This window comes from Massilimicrobiota sp. An142 (assembly GCF_002160725.1).
In the GTDB taxonomy this organism is placed as follows: Bacteria; Bacillota_I; Bacilli_A; order Erysipelotrichales; family Coprobacillaceae; genus Allocoprobacillus; species Allocoprobacillus merdigallinarum.
On record NZ_NFLD01000011.1, the window covers coordinates 1 to 17,803 of the forward strand.

22 protein-coding genes and 1 riboswitch are annotated in these 17,803 nt (G+C 32.4%); of the genes, 15 read left to right on the forward strand and 7 right to left on the reverse strand.

The annotated features are described in order from the left end of the window. Positions 1-121: 121 nt before the first annotated feature. From B5E87_RS06360 to B5E87_RS06395, 9 genes are all read left to right on the forward strand, one after another. A complete protein-coding gene (locus B5E87_RS06360; RefSeq protein WP_087244094.1) occupies positions 122-481 on the forward strand; it encodes a hypothetical protein in 360 nt (119 codons plus the stop codon). Positions 482-497: 16 nt separating this feature from the next. After that, positions 498-848, forward strand: coding sequence for a hypothetical protein (locus tag B5E87_RS06365; protein WP_087244095.1), 351 nt, complete (start codon positions 498-500; stop codon positions 846-848). 207 nt (positions 849-1,055) lie between these two features. Beyond that, a complete protein-coding gene (locus B5E87_RS06370) occupies positions 1,056-1,337 on the forward strand; it encodes a hypothetical protein (protein WP_087244096.1) in 282 nt (93 codons plus the stop codon). A gap of 29 nt (positions 1,338-1,366) precedes the next feature. Next, the gene (locus B5E87_RS06375) at positions 1,367-1,648 is read left to right on the forward strand and encodes a hypothetical protein (RefSeq protein ID WP_087244097.1); all 282 of its coding nucleotides are present in this window, start codon (positions 1,367-1,369) and stop codon (positions 1,646-1,648) included. 15 nt (positions 1,649-1,663) lie between these two features. Beyond that, positions 1,664-2,497 carry a hypothetical protein gene (locus B5E87_RS06380; RefSeq protein ID WP_158095565.1) on the forward strand — a complete coding sequence of 278 codons (834 nt, stop codon included), beginning with the start codon at positions 1,664-1,666 and terminating at the stop codon, positions 2,495-2,497. A gap of 55 nt (positions 2,498-2,552) precedes the next feature. Further along, positions 2,553-2,798: a crAss001_48 related protein gene (locus B5E87_RS06385; RefSeq protein ID WP_087244099.1), complete on the forward strand. Its 246-nt coding sequence runs from the start codon at positions 2,553-2,555 to the stop codon at positions 2,796-2,798. 24 nt (positions 2,799-2,822) lie between these two features. Beyond that, complete coding sequence (locus B5E87_RS06390) at positions 2,823-3,266, forward strand: phage holin family protein (RefSeq protein WP_342670396.1); 444 nt, start codon at positions 2,823-2,825, stop codon at positions 3,264-3,266. Positions 3,267-3,324: 58 nt separating this feature from the next. Then, positions 3,325-3,450, forward strand: a complete 126-nt coding sequence (locus tag B5E87_RS15535) for a hypothetical protein (RefSeq protein WP_275112297.1) — start codon at positions 3,325-3,327, stop codon at positions 3,448-3,450. Continuing rightward, a complete protein-coding gene (locus tag B5E87_RS06395; RefSeq protein WP_206399246.1) occupies positions 3,450-4,661 on the forward strand; it encodes a peptidoglycan recognition protein family protein in 1,212 nt (403 codons plus the stop codon). The genes B5E87_RS15535 and B5E87_RS06395 overlap by 1 nt, the downstream gene beginning before the upstream one ends. Positions 4,662-5,069: 408 nt before the next feature. Here the strand turns inward: B5E87_RS06395 and B5E87_RS06400 are convergent, their stop codons facing one another. From B5E87_RS06400 to B5E87_RS06415, 4 genes are all read right to left on the reverse strand, one after another. Next, entirely contained in the window at positions 5,070-6,104 is a 1,035-nt protein-coding gene (locus B5E87_RS06400; protein WP_087244101.1) for an aspartate-semialdehyde dehydrogenase, read from the reverse strand. 13 nt (positions 6,105-6,117) lie between these two features. After that, positions 6,118-7,347: an aspartate kinase gene (locus B5E87_RS06405; protein WP_087244102.1), complete on the reverse strand. Its 1,230-nt coding sequence runs from the start codon at positions 7,345-7,347 to the stop codon at positions 6,118-6,120. 6 nt (positions 7,348-7,353) lie between these two features. After that, positions 7,354-8,508, reverse strand: a complete 1,155-nt coding sequence (locus B5E87_RS06410) for a homoserine dehydrogenase (protein WP_087244103.1) — start codon at positions 8,506-8,508, stop codon at positions 7,354-7,356. Positions 8,509-8,743: 235 nt separating this feature from the next. After that, entirely contained in the window at positions 8,744-9,493 is a 750-nt protein-coding gene (locus B5E87_RS06415) for an HAD-IIB family hydrolase (protein WP_087244104.1), read from the reverse strand. 130 nt (positions 9,494-9,623) lie between these two features. Here B5E87_RS06415 and B5E87_RS06420 point away from each other — a divergent pair, with 130 nt between their 5' ends. The 5 genes from B5E87_RS06420 to B5E87_RS06440 all read left to right on the forward strand — a co-directional run bounded on the left by B5E87_RS06420 (position 9,624) and on the right by B5E87_RS06440 (position 13,239). Continuing rightward, positions 9,624-10,406, forward strand: a complete 783-nt coding sequence (locus B5E87_RS06420; protein WP_087244105.1) for a MerR family transcriptional regulator — start codon at positions 9,624-9,626, stop codon at positions 10,404-10,406. 2 nt (positions 10,407-10,408) lie between these two features. Continuing rightward, positions 10,409-11,224: an ABC transporter ATP-binding protein gene (locus B5E87_RS06425; RefSeq protein ID WP_087244106.1), complete on the forward strand. Its 816-nt coding sequence runs from the start codon at positions 10,409-10,411 to the stop codon at positions 11,222-11,224. Beyond that, a complete protein-coding gene (locus B5E87_RS06430) occupies positions 11,221-11,952 on the forward strand; it encodes an ABC transporter permease (protein WP_087244107.1) in 732 nt (243 codons plus the stop codon). Before B5E87_RS06425 ends, B5E87_RS06430 begins: the two co-directional genes overlap by 4 nt. Before the next feature lie 23 nt (positions 11,953-11,975). Further along, on the forward strand, positions 11,976-12,668 hold the full coding sequence (locus tag B5E87_RS06435) for a GNAT family N-acetyltransferase (RefSeq protein WP_087244108.1): 693 nt from the start codon (positions 11,976-11,978) through the stop codon (positions 12,666-12,668). 166 nt (positions 12,669-12,834) lie between these two features. Then, positions 12,835-13,239 carry a hypothetical protein gene (locus B5E87_RS06440; RefSeq protein WP_087244109.1) on the forward strand — a complete coding sequence of 135 codons (405 nt, stop codon included), beginning with the start codon at positions 12,835-12,837 and terminating at the stop codon, positions 13,237-13,239. Positions 13,240-13,307: 68 nt separating this feature from the next. Here B5E87_RS06440 and B5E87_RS06445 read toward each other — a convergent pair whose 3' ends face one another. From B5E87_RS06445 to B5E87_RS06455, 3 genes are all read right to left on the reverse strand, one after another. After that, positions 13,308-13,997: a radical SAM protein gene (locus tag B5E87_RS06445; RefSeq protein ID WP_087244110.1), complete on the reverse strand. Its 690-nt coding sequence runs from the start codon at positions 13,995-13,997 to the stop codon at positions 13,308-13,310. Next, positions 13,943-14,542: an ECF transporter S component family protein gene (locus tag B5E87_RS06450; protein WP_087244111.1), complete on the reverse strand. Its 600-nt coding sequence runs from the start codon at positions 14,540-14,542 to the stop codon at positions 13,943-13,945. The genes B5E87_RS06445 and B5E87_RS06450 overlap by 55 nt, the downstream gene beginning before the upstream one ends. 62 nt (positions 14,543-14,604) lie before the next feature. Beyond that, positions 14,605-14,651: riboswitch (PreQ1 riboswitch) on the reverse strand. 126 nt (positions 14,652-14,777) lie between these two features. After that, positions 14,778-15,596 carry a phosphate ABC transporter substrate-binding protein gene (locus tag B5E87_RS06455; RefSeq protein ID WP_087244112.1) on the reverse strand — a complete coding sequence of 273 codons (819 nt, stop codon included), beginning with the start codon at positions 15,594-15,596 and terminating at the stop codon, positions 14,778-14,780. Between the two features lie 411 nt (positions 15,597-16,007). On the opposite strand from B5E87_RS06455, the gene B5E87_RS06460 reads away from it, so the two are divergent. Further along, positions 16,008-17,696 carry an IS1634 family transposase gene (locus tag B5E87_RS06460; RefSeq protein ID WP_143746883.1) on the forward strand — a complete coding sequence of 563 codons (1,689 nt, stop codon included), beginning with the start codon at positions 16,008-16,010 and terminating at the stop codon, positions 17,694-17,696. Positions 17,697-17,803: the final 107 nt, after the last annotated feature.

A 17,803-nucleotide genomic window follows, 5' to 3' on the forward strand; every position in this document is an offset into this window, starting at 1 on the left:
GGGGGGGGGTACAAAATACCGCAATATCATCAGAAAGGAGGATGCTATCGAGAGAGGATAGTATCCTCTTTACATTTGGAAAGAAAAGAGGTGAGTGCTTGTAGCATTCACCGTGATGTTTATGAATAAGAAGTTTGCTACATATGAATACGTATCAGGAATGGCAAATAAATTTGCAGCACTAGGCATGAATGTTATAGGAAATGCAATAAGAATAGGTATACGTAAGGATGGAGCCGATAAGGCTGTTATTTTCATATTTGGTTCGCATAACAATGGTGCTTTTGCTGCTCTTGTAGAGGTTAGCTGGAATGATTCTAGCATAAGCTATGATGTAAGCAACATAGTAGGCACTTGCAATGTAAGATATACAGAAATGCAGAAAGAACATGTCATTGTTGATATTGTAACAAGCATTTATGGATGTGCATATGTTATGTGTACTAATGCATTCTATGCAAGCTTCTTAGGAGTAAGTTAATGCTACATGCGATCGCATGGGAATTAAATTAGCAAGAAAAGAATATGTAGATAAAGAAACGAATTATTCACAAGTATATAATGACTGGGGATTAAAAGGATCTGTCAAGAAATGTAAAGGGATGACGATTGTTCACATCGAAGGAACTTTGAATAATAATACATCTTCTTCAGACAACAGGCATCCAGTCATTATATTTGACAATTCTCTTGTAAATTGTCCTCACGAAATAGGATATAGAATTGTGGATGTGAATGGTGGTCAATTCGGGTATGCCTATCTAGCTGGAAATCTGGTAAAGATAATTCCGGATGAAGGGAGTACATTAAATAGAGGAACCACAATAAATCTTACATTCATCTATTAATAATTTCTTTCCAAACGATAGCAAATTAATTTATGAATTCAATTAAAAACAACCTTCGAAAAATCGTCGGGGGGGGGGGTCAGAATTCTGGCCAGAAATACAACTTTATCAAAATCATGCTGGAAGGAGGTTGCTGTCATTTAGAAGCAACTTCTATAACAGAAAGAGAGGTGAACGCTTATTAGCGTTTGCCGAAGGTGATGCGTTATGAAAGCAAAACTTGTGGATTTTGATCATTACGAACAAGCTATGTATAAGAAAGTAAATTTTCTTAATTTGAATAAGGATAACATTAACGACAATTATCCAGATGGTCATAGCATGGCCAAGTATTCCATGGGTATGTTTTTAGATCCAGATACAAACATTGCATATATTGGATTTTATATCTCGTGGGTAGTCCTTCAATTTAGAATCGAATCAACAAACACTGTTAATTGGAGAATGAAATTTGGAGGGAATGCCTGGTCACAATGGACCAATATATAACGTATCGCTAAAACGCTATAAGCATATTTATGCCAGTTAAACTTACAACAAAACAGTATGTGGATAATCAGCTGTTGAATAAGCTTAATTTTATTACATTGACTGAAGATAATATTGATGACAATTATCCTGACAGTCATGCAATGAATAAATACAGTCTAGGAATGTTTATAGATTCAAAAGGAACTGGATATATAGGATTCTATATATCGTGGATTGCATTTCAGATAAGAGTCAACACAGGCGAAACGACAAAATGTCGTTTCAAGTATGGAGGATCTCCTTGGACTGAATGGTATTCTCTTTTTTAATCTGCTTCTCTTTCTGTGACAGCGAAGGAAATGGGACAAACAAGTATTAAAATACCCAACTGGAAAAGTTTATATAATCCCAATCTGTTAATGAATTCTGATTATAGATCAGGAATTATTAATCAAAAAGGTATTACATCTCTTGATAAAAGTGATGGAAGTACAGAATTAGGTATAGATGGTTGGATTCTATATGGCATTAACATTGCTGTTGGATCTAATTATGTTACTTTTGCCAATAGAACAAGTGCTAATCATACTGTACAACAGCCCCTTGATATTAAAGGCTTAAAGGCAGGAGATAAGGTTACATTCTATGCATCTTGTTTTAATATTACAGGAAATGTATATATTTACATGACAGGATTGGATGCACAAAAGAAAAAGTTGATTAATGGAGATAATGAATTTACATTTACATTAACTTCAGCTCTGGAAAGATTTTATATAGAATTAGCTCCAAACGCAGTTGTTTCTTTTAATTGCAAGAAACTAGAGATAGGTGAACATTTCACAGGTATGCCAGCATGGAATTATGTTTTAGAATTTGCAAAATGTTGGAATAGGTTTAGAGCATATAGAGGTACTAAAGATAACGTTATTACTATAACAATATCAGACAAAAACGGAACATTCATTCTGCCGTTTGATGTAAAAGACATGGTTAAAAGACCAACGGTAACTAAAAATGATATTTGGACTGTTTCAGGTGGTGTATATGCAGAGGCAGACACACATTCAGTGTATGACAATAGTGTTATCTTTCATTGTACTACTAAAGAAGCTATTTTACAGGTATATTTTAATACCAATGATAGTTATATATATGTTGATGCCTATGATTATTAGTTCTCATGCACTTTATTATTAATAGAGTGCTTTTTGTTTTGAAGGAGGTGAGAATATGGAGTTAAAAGATACTATTGAAATGATGAACAGTAATGATTATAAAGAGAGATTTAAAGCTGAGTATCAACAAACAAAAATTAGATATGATAAGCTAGATGCAATGACAGTTAAGTACGAAGCAGGTACATTATCATTTACACCAACGTGTTCATTAGAACTATTGAAAGATCAAAAGAAACACATGGGTAATTATATTCGTTGTTTAAAAATCAGAGCTGAAATTGAAGGAATAGAATTATAGAGAAGGTGGAGGTATATGAAGAAAATGAATTACATGGATACATACAATGCCATTGTTGGTGGTATTGTAGCAGTTTTATCGTTTGTGTTTGGCGAACATTGGATTTTGTTCGCTATTTTCTTGCTTTTCAATATCGCAGACTGGCTAACAGGATGGATGAAATCCAGAATGGCAGGAAAAGAAAATTCTGTTAAAGGTTGGCAAGGTGTATTAAAGAAACTAGGGTACTGGTTAATGATTCTAGTTGCCTTTGCAGCAAGTGCTGTCTTTATCGAGATTGGAAATACCTTAGGAATGGACTTAGGTGTTACAACGCTTTTAGGTTACTTTGTACTAGCTTCGTTATTGGTTAATGAATTAAGAAGTATTTTAGAAAACTTTGTTGAGGCAGGATACAACGTCCCAACAGTATTGGTTAAAGGGTTAGAGGTTGCTGATAAAGTTGTTAATCAGGATGAACAGGAGTAGTCATTCGACTGCTCTTTTAAATTAGAAATGAATATTATAAAAATAGGAGGAAAATTTTATGGCTGAAAATTACGAATTCATTGAAGAAGAAGTTGAATTTGATGAAGAGCTTTATCATCAGAACATGCAGGAAAATGACTTCTCAGCATGGGATGATGAAATTGGTAAAGGAGATGATCAATAATGGCTAAAACTATTACATGGACTAAAATGCTTGTACCAAGTTCAAAATATGATATTAAATGTCCTTACTCGATGAATCCTAGTGCAGTAACACGTCATGATACTGCCAATGATGCATCTGCAATGTCAGAAATTTCATACATGATTGGTAATAGTCTTGAAGTTTCTTATCACGTTGCTGTAGATGATTACAGAGCTGTTCAGGGGTTGCCTTTTAATAGAAATGGTTGGCATGCTGGTGATGGTTCTAAAGCTACTGGAGGTAATAGAACTTCAATTGGAGTAGAAACTTGTTACTCAAAATCAGGAGGAGATAGATACGTAAAGGCATGCGATAATGCATTAACAGTTATTGCTAAGATCTGTCATGATGAAAGTATTCCAGTAACTCGTGTTTTCTATCATAAGCATTGGAGTGGAAAGAACTGCCCTCACAGATTAATTTCTCAAGGAGTTAGTGAATCTGAATATAGAACATTGGTACAAAACAGATACAATGAAATGTATGGTGGTGGGAATGTAGTCAATACAAGCAAGCCATCTACTTCTGCATCAGGATTAAAACACAAGGTAGGTGAAACTGTATCATTCAAAGGACTTGCCACTTCATCTACTGCAAGTTCACATACAACTAATATTGCAGTAAAGAAAGGTAAGATTACAAGAATTGTATCAGGAGCTAAATATCCTTACTTGATTAATGGTGGTACTGGATGGGTAAATGATTCATTAATTACTTCTGGATCATCGTCAAGTACTAGCTCATCTTCTACTTCATATTACAAAAAATATACTGGAAACAGTACATCATTGGATACTATTCTTAAAGATATTGGAGTACCAAGTACATACTATGGTAATTGGGAAAAGAGAAAACCTTTAGCAAAAGCTAATGGAATTAGTAATTATTCTGGTACTGCAAGCCAAAATGAAAAATTAAAATCCTTAGCTAAGACTGGAAAGCTTAAAAAAGTAGGCTCTTCTAGCTCTAGTAGTAATGGATCATCTTCTTACTACAAGAAATACACAGGCAGCAGCAATTCATTAAATGCCATTTTTAAAGCTATTGGTGTTCCAAGCAGTTATTATGGCAGCTGGGAAAAACGTAAACCGGTGGCGAAAGCCAACGGTATTTCTAATTACACTGGTACTGCATCACAGAACGAAAAACTTAAATCACTTGCGAAATCTGGCAAACTCAAAAAGGCTTAAGATATGGTAAAATACATTTTTGTAAAGATAGAATATCTAGCTCCAACAGTGGATGGAAATCATATGGAATTATGGTTATACTCTCGTCCATTGTATGTTATCAAAGAGACACCAGATACTGTCATTGTTAGATACAATAATTCCGCATTTTATACCTACGAATTCGACAAGAAATATATAGAAAAAAGCCTCTAGCTATTATGGTTAGAGGTGTTTTTTTTGTGCTTTAAAAATTGTTTTATAAAAAAACTTCTAATCAATATTTGTTAGAAGTTTTTGACATGTTTTTGACAGACCTGAGAATGATATCGTAATATACTCATATAATACTTGAATATAAATTTGTTAATTATACAAAATGATGAGAGTATATTGTATTTATATTTTCTTTTATTCTAAATTGATTAACTAGATTAGTTCCATCTCTATCATCTTTAAGCCAATATCAACAGAGTTGTAAGCAGCACCTTTCATAAGCTGATCAGCCACAATCCATAAGCTTAAAGCATGATCATTATCTAAATCTCGACGGACACGCCCTACATGGACAAGTTCATCACCAATAAATAGAGTTGCCATAGGATAAATCTGATTTTCAATATCATCATAGAGTTCAACACCATGAGAATTTGATAATAATTCAAAGACTTTATCCATATCAATTGGTTTTTTTGTTTCGATATAAACAGATTCACTGTGTCCTCTTAATACGGGAACACGGACACAAGTGGCATTAACTTTAATATCTTTATTAAAGATTTTCTTTGTTTCATTCACCATTTTCATTTCCTCTTTTGTAAAATGATTATCTAAATCAAATTTATCCACTTGAGGAATACAGTTGAAAGCAATTGGATAATGTTTTTTATCAGAAGCACAAGGTAATGTTTTGGCTACAGGTTCTTTACCATCTAAGACTTCTTGAGACTGACGATATAATTCTTCCATTCCAGCAACACCAGCACCTGAAACAGCCTGATAAGTAGACACAATAATTCTTTCAATATCAAAATATTCATTTAAACGATTTAAAGCACTGACCATTTGAATCGTTGTACAGTTTGGATTAGCAATAATCCCTTTATGTTCTTTTAATGCATAGGCATTGACTTCTGGAACAACTAATGGAACATCAGGATCCATTCTAAAATGAGAAGTATTATCAATATTGATACAACCAGCTTGAACAGCGTAAGGCATATATTTTTCAGAAATACTTCCACCAGCACTCCAGAAAGCAACGTCAATACCTTCAAATGAATTTTCAGTTAATTCTTCAACAACAAATTCATGTCCTTCATATTCAATCACTTTTCCAGCACTTCTTGAAGAAGCTAATAATTTTAAACTTTCAAATGGGAAGTGAAACTGAAAAATACATCTTAACATTTCTCTACCCACTGCACCAGTAGCTCCTACAATTGCAACTTTATATTTTTTCATTTTTATAGTCCTCCTAACCTAAGAATGCTTCATGTAATAAAACCTGTGCTCTTTTGACATCATCTCGATCAATATAACAAGAAATATTAATTTCACTACAAGAAGTCATTTCCACATTAATATCATGACTCATGAGTGTATTATAAACTTTCTGGAACATTCCTTTATTATTTTTAATACCAACACCAATGACAGCCACTTTTCCAATATTTCCTCGCACAATCGTTTTTTTAGCCTGCAATGTTTCTTTTAAATCATTAATGACTTCAACGACAGCAGGAACATCTTTATCATTAATGATTAAAGAAATATCCATTCTACCGCCACCGACTAATGCCTGACTGAAGACATTGACATTGACATTAGCATCAGCAATTTTTTCAAAGAGTTCACCAGCACCATTGACTTTGGCATCAACACCAACGAGAGTAATTCTCGCTTCATTTTGTGAACCAGTAATTCCAGATATAATGAATTGATTTAAATGATCTTTCATAATTTTTTCATCTCCTAACACATATGTTCCTTGACTTTCATCGAAAGAACTTCTTGCATGAATCACAATATCATGTTTGGCAGCCAATTGTACACAACGATGATTGAGAACTTTAGCGCCATTTTTAGAAAGTTCCAGCATTTCTGAATAACTGATATAATTTAATTTCATCGCATCAGGAACAATACGAGGATCAGCTGTATAAATACCGTTAACATCACTATATATTTCAACTTCATTGGCATCTATTGCAACACCAATAGCAACGGCAGATAAGTCACTGCCACCACGACCTAAAGTGGTAATTTTTCCATTTTGAGAATATCCCTGAAATCCTGGACAAATCACAATATCAGCATTTTTAAGTTTATCTAAAATATGTTTTCCTTCTACAGTTGTAATCGTTGCATTTTGATGATGTGAATCTGTCAAAATACCCAGTTCTCCGTTTGTTACCGTATCTACAACATAGCCTTTTTTAGCCAGTTCACTTTTAACAACAAGTGTTGAAATCGTTTCTCCAATACTTGTTAAACGATCAATTTCTTCATCTGTCAATTGATCTGTATGAACAATGGATAGAAGGGTATCTGTTGCATAGGGATCATCATAGCGCCCCATCGCACTGACCACAGCAACAACTTTGTTGCCTTTATCGTGTTCACGAATAATATTTTTATACATATGTTCACGTGTTTCAATACTACGTGTTGAGGTTCCACCAAATTTTTGAACAATTATTTTCATGTTATTTTAACCCCTTACTTTCAATAAATTATAGGTTTCATCTTGAAGTTGTTGTTTTAACTCATTCAGTTCAATAGGATTTGTAATGTAGATATGATCATGATCTTGAGAATAATACATTTCATAGTCAATATCTAGAGGATGATCACATCTGATATAATATTTAGAATATGTAATTGGATAAATCTCTTCTACATATTGATATTGATGTTGCCATATTGTTGGTTGATGTGTTTTGATGATATCACTCACAACAGCACTGGCAGTGACATAACGCCCAGCACCTTTACCATAGAAAATCACATTTTCTAAATAATTACAAGTGATTTCTACTACATTATATGCTTGATTCACATTCGCAACAATGTCTTTTATACCAATTAAGGTAGGAGAAACATCAATTCCATAACCATGATCAAGTTTTTTAGCCTGTGCAATCAATTTAATACGGTATCCTAATTTTTTAGCATAGTCTATATCTTTCTTTGTGACTTTTCGAATACCTGTACATTGAATCTTATTGAAATCAAAGAAAATCTCAAAAGCATTCATAGTTAAAATACAAATCTTATGTGCAGCATCAATCCCATCTAAATCCAAGCTGGCATCGGCTTCTACATATCCTAAGCCATCAGCTATTGTGAGAGCTTCCTGAAAATCCAAATTATCTGTTTCCATTAATGTTAAAATGAAATTTGTTGTTCCATTTAAGATACCTTCGATTTTCTCAATCTCATTAGCAATTAAATCTTCTTTAGCCGGAACAACGACAGGAATACCACCACCCACAGCAGCTTCATAATAGATTTTAGCATGATATTTGGCTGCAGTTTCAAAGATTTCCTGACCATCATGTGCAATCAATGCTTTGTTTGCCGTGACAACATGTTTCCCTTTTTTTAAGGCTTCTAAAATGATTGTTTTAGCAATTGTTGTTCCACCAATTAATTCTACCACAACATCAACTTCATCATCATTTAAAACATCATGAAAATCTTGTGTATAGATGATACCATCTGGTAAAGTCACTTCATTTAAAGCACAGCCATATTTAACTGTCACTTCTTCATGAATGTGCTTTTCTAATCTTTCTTTTTGTTGTGTTAAGATTTCTACAACGCCAAACCCAACAGTTCCTAGACCAATAACACCAATTTTCATATGATACCCCCTCTAAATAAAAAATCTCATTCTTCATGAGATATGGTTTTCTTTGACAACAATCTAGACACTCTCATATGATCGGCTATGATATATTCATGTTTATAAATCCGCATGAAAATGTCCTCCTTTGTTATTGCATTGATAATATCATTTTTGTATACATTTGTCAATTTATGAATAAATAATTTTGAAATAAGCGAAAAAAGATGCTTTATTTTTATTAAAAATAAAATTATTTTTCAATATCTAAAATACACTTAGACAATTGTGAAACAATTGTCTTGGCATGTTTTTGAACTGGTAAGGGAGCATAATCAAAAGAATAACTATGTTGAATGGCATCTAACATAGGTAAATCATTATAGTTATCTCCAATTCCATAAATATGATCATGTGATAAGTGGAAATATTTTTCAATGATTTGAATACCTTTTCCTTTTGAACAGCCTTTCATTGCTAAATCTATATGTTGATTATTTTGAAAAGCTTCAATTTGATGACCGTATTTGTCAATAATGAGATGTGTCATCTTTTGAGCCAGGTCTAATTCATGATCTTGATAGTGAAATGAAAAAGCCTGAATATGTGTAAAAGGAAGCTCATTGAAAGAATGAATTTCATGATCAAAAATATGATCTTGAAATTTTGTATTAAGATGATATGTCACATCATTATGAACAATCGACATATTTTGTTTGCCAGTAAATTCATAGATGTCTTTAACTAAAGATATAGGAATCTGACTTTCAAAAATAGGTTCATAGTCCTTATTTAAAATGAGTCCCCCACTTAATAAAATAAAAAAATCATACTGAATATCATAAGGTTTTGAAGGACGTAAAATACCACTCAAACTTCGCCCAGAACAAATACCAAACAGATGTCCATGTTTTTGAAATTCATGAATAGCTTTAACATCTTCATCTTTCATATGATCTTCAAACCATAATGTATTATCAAAATCACTAGCAAGCAATTTCATACTTTCACCCCAAATCTTATTATAGGGGAATTCATATTGAAATACAAAGAGATTATATATATTTTTTTGACAAAAATGCTTGTTTGTGACGTAACGTTATGAATTATAATAAAAGCAGGAGGGATGGAAAATGAATAATCACAAATATATGACAGTTGGAGAACTCGCAAAGAAGATGGGAACAACTGTTCGCACATTACAGTTTTATGATCAAAAAGGATTGTTACATCCTAGCAGTGAAAGTGAAGGAGGCCGACGTCTTTATACTTATCAGGATATGATTTTACTTCATCAGATTCAATCTTTAAAATCATTAGGTTTTACTTTAGATGATATTAAAAATAGGATAGAAGTTTTAGATACACCTCAAAAAGTAGAACATGCGCTTCATCAACAGGAAGTCATGATTGAAGAAAAAATCAAACAGCTTCAAAATACATTATCAGCCATTAAAGCCTTAAAGATTGAAGTCAATCAAATGCAGACGGTTGATTTTAAAAAATATGCAGATATCATTGTGAATCTTCAAATGGATAATGAGTATTATTGGTTAATTAAACATTTTGATAATGAAACATTGGAACATATTCGTCAACAGTTTGATAAAGATAGTGGTCAGGAATTTATTCAACGTTTTCATCAGCTCAATGAAGACATCTTAAAGCTGAAGGCAAAACATCTTCCTCCAGAAGATGAACAGGTCCAGCAGATGACTGGTCGGTTTTGGAATTTGATTATGGAATTTACGCAAGGGGATATGAGTTTATTACCACGTTTAATGAAATTTGATCATTTAACTGATGCCCAAAATCAGGAATGGATTCAAAAACAAAATGAAGTCAATGATTATTTGAAACCAGCATTAGAAATTTATTTTCAAAAATTAGGATATAATCCATTTGAGGGGGAATGATGATGGATACGATTATGCACGTTTCACATTTGAAAAAGAAGTATCAGACACTTGAGGTTTTAAAGGATGTTAGTTTTGATGTGAAAAAAGGGGAAATCTTTGGCATATTAGGAATGAATGGTGCTGGAAAAACAACAATCTTAGAATGTCTGGAAGGATTTTTAAAATATGATGTGGGGCAGATTGAAATTCATGGTCAAATAGGCATTCAGCTTCAATCTTCAGCTTTACCCGCTTATATGAAAGTGAAAGAAGCTATGAAGTTGTTTTCAAAATGGAAGCATGCACAGTTAGATGAAGAAATAGTCAAGACATTAGGTATTGAAGAAATAGCTGATCAGACATATAGGGAACTTTCGACAGGACAGCAACGTCGTCTTCATCTGGCATTAGCTTTGATGGGACATCCTGATCTGCTTTTTCTAGATGAACCAACTGCAGGATTAGATGTCGCTGGACGTAGAGCCCTGCATGAAAATATTATCCAATGTCAAAAACAGGGAATGACGATTGTTTTGACGAGTCATGATATGAATGAAGTAGAAAGCTTATGTGATCGTATTGGGATCTTAAGGCAAGGAAAAATGGCTTTTATAGGAACAGTAGAAGAATTAGCGAAACAACTTGGACGATATTATTATATTAAGGTCAATAGTCAAGAAGGAGAAAAAGTTTATACGACACAACATATTCAACAGACATTAATGCAAATCTGTCAGGACTATCAAAAACAAGATCTCGATATTTTAGATATGACAGTCAATCGTGGGACTTTGGAACAGCATTTTTTAGAAGTCGCAAGGAGAAATGAAATATGAAAGCATTAGGTTATGGGATTTATTTACAATGGAAAATGGATATCCGTTCTCGTTCATTATTAATCACATGTTATTTAGTGCCATTACTCTTTTTCTTAATGATGGGAAGTGTTTTTACATCCATCATGCCTGAGTCTCAAGAAACATTGATGGCATCTATGACAGTCATGGGTGTTTCGATGGGGGCATATATTGGTTTACCACCATCTATTGCTGAAATTTATGGAACAGATATTAAGAAAATGTATATGGCCAATCATATACCTGAATATTTTGCAGTTTTGTCTTTGTTTTTATCAGCATTTATTCATTTAATGATGATGAGCAGTCTGATTTATATTTTATCTCCTCTTCTTTTTGATGCAACATGTCCTATTCATCCAATTTTATATTTTGTGATGTTGATATTATTTGTTTTGGTATCATTAAGTATAGCCTGTATTTTAGGATTGGCAGTTCATAATCAGGCCAAGCTGACTATGGTCAGTCAAATCATCTTTTTACCATCTATCATTTTATCTGGTATTATGTTTCCTGTTTCTTTATTACCTTCTTTTTTAGAAACCATTGGAAAACTTTGTCCAGCTACATGGGGTTATCTATTACTGATTGAACAACCTATACAATTATCAAACGTCTTTATTTTATGTATGATATTAATTGTTGCTTTAGTGATTTGTTATGCATTATTAAGATCAATTCGTTCTTCCTTTCGTCATCTGCCATGATATAATCAATACAGGAGGGTAGAATGATGATATTAGATTCAATTGATGATATTGATTTTATTGAGCCATTACGTTTAAATATGACAGATGTTTTCTATCGTGAAGATGATGGCTTGATTATGCTGGAAAGAGAAAGTCAGTCCATCATGATTTCTATGACTGATATAGACAAGTTCAAAAGATTATGGAGTCAATGCCATTTAGATCAATATCAATTATATAATGTCAAACAAAAAGAAGTTGTTGATTTACTGATCAATGAATATCATAAAAAAGATTATTTTGCCTGTTATCAGGCAGTTTATATGGCATCTCAGCCAATAGAATTCACAATCCCTGATCATGTTTCTATACGCTTGTTGACTCAGGATTATCTTGATGATGTTTATCATATTTATCATCATATGAGTGATCGAGATTATATAAAAGATCGTATTGAAAAGAAAGCATTATGGGGATTGTTTCATGATGGCCAGTTAGCTGGATTTATTGGTATGCATCGAGAAGGAAGCATGGGCATTTTAAAAATCAAAAAAGAATATCAAAGACGAGGTTATGGTTCTTTGTTGGAAAGCTATTTGATGAATGAATTACTGAAACAAAAGAAAGTCCCTTATTGTCAGGTTGTCGTAGGAAACGAGGCATCATTAGCTTTACAAAGAAAATTAAATATGACTTTATCAACAACTTATTCTTATTGGGTATTTGATGAATAGAGTATTGACTTACCTGATATGAGTCAATGGAATAGGGATGCATGTGCATCCCTTTTAAAACAAAGATATTAGAATTGTATATTCACAGGTTTTTCATATCTTTTTTATATAATATATATAATAAAAGTCTATTATATTTTTAAAGATAAGTAAGGAGCTCATCAATATGAAAAAGAAAACAAAAGGCATTATATTCATGATAGTTGTTGTGATAGCATTTATCGTTATATTTGATAATCAGCCAGTTGAAGTTAATAGAGAAATTCGTCATAATACAATCCATAAAAGGGAAAATATTAAATTGGTTATGGATAAGGCACTTGCCAATATGGATCGAGATGGTATAACAGTAACAGATGTCTATTATGATGGAATGGAAAGTCAGACATTTGAAAAGAATCTGATTCATGATGGGTATCAGGATGCTATAGTTGTTTATTTAGATTTTCATACAGGCTTTTTTCAGGCACCACCTGAATTTGGGAAAAATGCATCTGTGTCAGGATATAGATATGAATGTGTTCAAAATTCTCAAGGTGAATGGGTATTTTTTGGAAACGGATATAGATAAATATTGTGATGGGTATAAAAAAATGTACGATGTGTGTGTCGTACATTTTTTTGTATATTTCAATTGTATTAGTCTCCTACACCAAAATCAGTAGGATCACATAAAAAGTCATAGCGTGGATCATCTTGTAAATAGGCATAGTTTTGCATAAACCATTGAATTAAAGATTCATCTCTTTTGATAGGTGTCGAATTATTACGATAAATACTGATTGTTCCATAATCGAAATGATGAGTTAAAATATCCATATCTTTTTGAATCATTTCTTTTGTTTGTCCTTGAATACCAACCATCAGGCAAGGTGAATCAAAATATTTTTTTAATTCCTCAATGCTTGAAAAAGTCGCATTTTTATTGAGAACACGATTTCTAAAATCATCATCAAAAGATTCAACACCAATTTTTACAATCATATCAATACCAAAGAAATCTCTGATTTCCTGAATACGTTGATGATAAATCCAGTGACTTTCTACAAAGAGTGTGTGAATATTTTTATCATGAATAATTTGTTTAATCAGTGATAGTGTTGCTTGAGGTAATTCAAAAATACTGGCAGAGTCAATGATTTCTAAAACACCATATTCACCAGTGACATGACTTAAAACGTCCTGATTGATTTTGATCATTTCTTCTGTACATGTAGAATTATCTTCAATATAATCACAAAATGTGCATTTTGACCAGGCACATGGTCTGGCTTTTAAAAGAACGATTTCTCTTTTGTGCTTGTTTTCAATGCGGCTGTATCTTTCCATGCTATCCCCCATTTCTCATAAAGATGTCCTCTTTCAATAATCGCCTTTGTCAGACATACGGCAAAGAATTTATCCAAGTAATCAGTAAAAACTTGAACAAGCAAGATACTGAATACTAATGGTAATCCTAAGTGATGAAAGACAACGACAAAAGTGCTGCTGGCACCAGAAGTGATTCCGTTAAATAAACCAGCTGTAATGCAGGCACTCAATAATGATGTTGGAATACCAACTAATAATGAACCAATAGGTGTACGCCATCCCTTGAGCCATTTGCCATGATAGAGTAATCCAGCAAAGAAGCCTGTGAACAGTTGCACAGGAGCATAATAGAAGGAATACATATCAAAAGTGATTCCACTCGTTATACTTCCTAATACACCCGTTAACATGGCATATTTAGGACCTAAAAGTCCGGCCACCAATATGGTTCCAATAGAATCCATATAAAATGGAATAGAGAGTGTCATAGCAATGAATGCTCCCATAACATTGAAAACAATCCCCATGACAATAACCATTTGCATTTTTGTTTTCTTTTTCATATTTCATTTTCCTTTCTTCTAAAAAACAGTTAGAAGCCAGAAAAGAGATGGTGAGCCATCTCTTTTCCTTAGTTTTTTATACTGGGTTTGGCTCTCGAACCAGTGTATGAACTATATTTAGTATATAAAAGATAAATAAAAGTGTCAATATCATAACTACCTCTTTTATTAATGACAAAATAAAAAAAGAGAGTTTTATCTTCAATATTGAAAATAAGACTCTCTTATTGATTCTTTATTCAACGACAGGAACAAGACCAACAGCACGTATGATTTTTTGTCCGTCTTCACTTTGAATGAATTGGAAAAGATGTTGAATATTTTCATTTTGTTGGTTGATAGCTCCTCTAGTTGCCATCACAAATGGTCTTTGTAAAGAATATTGTCCATTTTGAATTGTTTCTTCACTGGCTTGAACACCATCAATAGATAGAGGTTTTACTGTTTCATCAATAACATCTAATGATACATAACCAATAGCCCCAGGAATAGATTGGACTTTCGCAATGATGGGACCAGTTTCATTGACTTCATTGGCATATTGACATTGTTCTTCAATATTCAATATTTCTTCAAAAGCACTACGTGTTCCAGAACCAGACTCACGCCCAATCACAACAATAGGAAGATCTTCTCCTCCAACTTCTTTCCAATTACGAATTTTTCCTTTATAAATATCTATTAACTGTTGAGTTGTTAAGTTATCGACTTTATTTTGTGTATCTGTCACAATCACAATCGCATCAATAGCTACAATATTTTCTGTTAAACCTTTTTCTTTTTCAGCATCTTTGAGATAACGAGAAGAATTACCAATATCAGCAGTTCCATTGAGAACAGCTTCAATCCCAGCACTTGAACCAGTGAACTGTGGTTCTAGTGATAATTCTGGATAATTTTCTTCAATGCCTTCTTTAATAGCATTGATCATTTTCTCCATAGATGTTGAACCATTTAAACTGATTTTTTGTGTTTCTATATCAGCATTGGCTGAAAATCCAAGAAATGCTAAACAAACCATAAAGACTATAACTAATATTCCAAACTTTTTCATTATTGATTCCATCCTTTATTTTTAATCACTCATACTTTAACAAATTTCTTGTAAACTATCGTTAATATTACATATATATTATGTTAAGTTTATGTAAAGTTTTAACACAAACTTAAAAAAATATTTACATTGAAGCCAAAGAAAGAACTTTTTAGAAAAACATGGAAAAAGTTTTGCCTTTTTTTGTCGTATCTTATATAATGTTTTTGGTTTAAAGGAGAGGGACTATGATTGGTGATACCCGTCTTTAGAGACTATCACTAGATTTTTTGGACTAAATTTAAAATCAAAATTTTAAGTAGCGAATAAACGTCGATTTTATCGATGTTTTTTTATGTTAAATTCTTTTATTTTTTTATAGTTTATGTTATAATAATAGTGATAGTGGTGATAGATTATTGGAGGTGCTTTATGGCTTATTTTCTTAAACAATCTCATTTAAAAGGACGTACTTATTTATCAATCGTTGAGAGTTTTTATTCTCCTGAAAAGCACGGGTCTGCTCATCGTACATACAAGTCTCTTGCCTCTGTTGAAACTTGGAAGAAAAAAGGTATTGATGATCCTGTTGCTCATTTTCAAAAAGAAGTTGATGAATTAAATGCTGCTCATAAAATTAAAAAAGAACTTCAAATATCTGATGAGTCTCCTGAAGTTTATCTTGGTTACTTCCCTTATGCCTCTCTTTTAAAATGTATGGACATAAAGAAGTATGTCGATTATTTAAATAATTCTAATAGCTTCACTTTTGATCTTTATGAACTTCTTTCTACACTCATCTTCGCTCGCTTAGTAAATCCTTGCAGTAAACGCAAGACTTTTCACGAAGTTCTTCCTAAACTTCATCAATCAGTTCATTATTCCTATGACCAACTTTTAAGCGGTTTAGGATATATCGGTAATGATTATGGAAAGTTTATTGAAATATTTAATGAACAATTAGATATGGTCTATAAAAAAGAAACTGATAAAACTTATTTTGATTGTACAAACTTCTATTTTGAAATTGATAAACAAGATGATTTCAGAAGAAAAGGACCATCTAAAGAAAGCCGTAAAGATCCAATAGTCGGTATGGGACTTCTACTTGATGCCAACCAGATTCCTATAGGCATGAAAATGTTTCCTGGGAATCAAAGTGAAAAGCCTATCATGAGAGATGTTGTAAATGATTTAAGAAATACATATCAAATAAATGGCAGAACAGTACATGTAGCTGATAAAGGTCTTAATTGTGCTGATAATATCGCTTTCGCCAAAGAAAATGGTGATGGTTATCTCTTTTCTAAATCCGTAAAGATACTTCCTGAAACTGAACAAACTTGGGTGACTATGGATAGTGATGATTGGGAAGAAGTGAGAGATAAAGAGGGACATCTCATTTACAAATACAAATCATGTGTTGATCAATTTCCTTACAACATCACTATTGATGAAAACACAGGGAAAAAGAAAATTTTGATGTTTAAAGAAAAAAGAGTACTTACTTATAACCCTAAGCTTGCTGCAAAGAAAAAGTATGAAATAGAAAAACAAGCTGAGAAAGCAAGAGAACTCTGTTATAGCCAAGCAAAACGTTCTGAATTTGGCGATCTAGGAAAATATGTTGATTTTATCAATGAAAAAGGAGGAAAAGCTAAAGCCAAAATAAATCAAGAAGCCATTGACAAAGAAAGAAAACTTGCAGGTTATAATCTTCTAGTGACTTCTGAAACAAAAATGAGTGAACGCGAAATATATGAGACCTATCATAATTTATGGAGAATAGAAGAATCATTTAAGATCATGAAAAGCGATCTCGATGCAAGGCCTGTATTTCTCCAAAAAGAAAGTACTATAAAAGGCCATTTCTTAATCTGTTATTTATCAGTTCTTCTAGAAAGATTACTACAATTCAAAGTATTCAATAAAGAGTTTAGTACATATGAAATCATGAAGTTCACACGTGAATTTAGACTAGTAAAAGGTGAAAGTAAATACATTAATATAACAACAAGTAGCAGATTTATAAAAGAATTTGCGAAGCTGTCTAAACTTCCATTAACTAACTACTACCTAACAGAGAGACAAATTAAACAAATATTAAATTATAAAATATAGAATTAAAAACAGGTCCCTAAAAATAGGGACCTAAATATTTTATAAAACTATCACTAGATTTTAATACCGGATACTAAAGTCAGGTACTTTAACAAATTTCTTGTAAA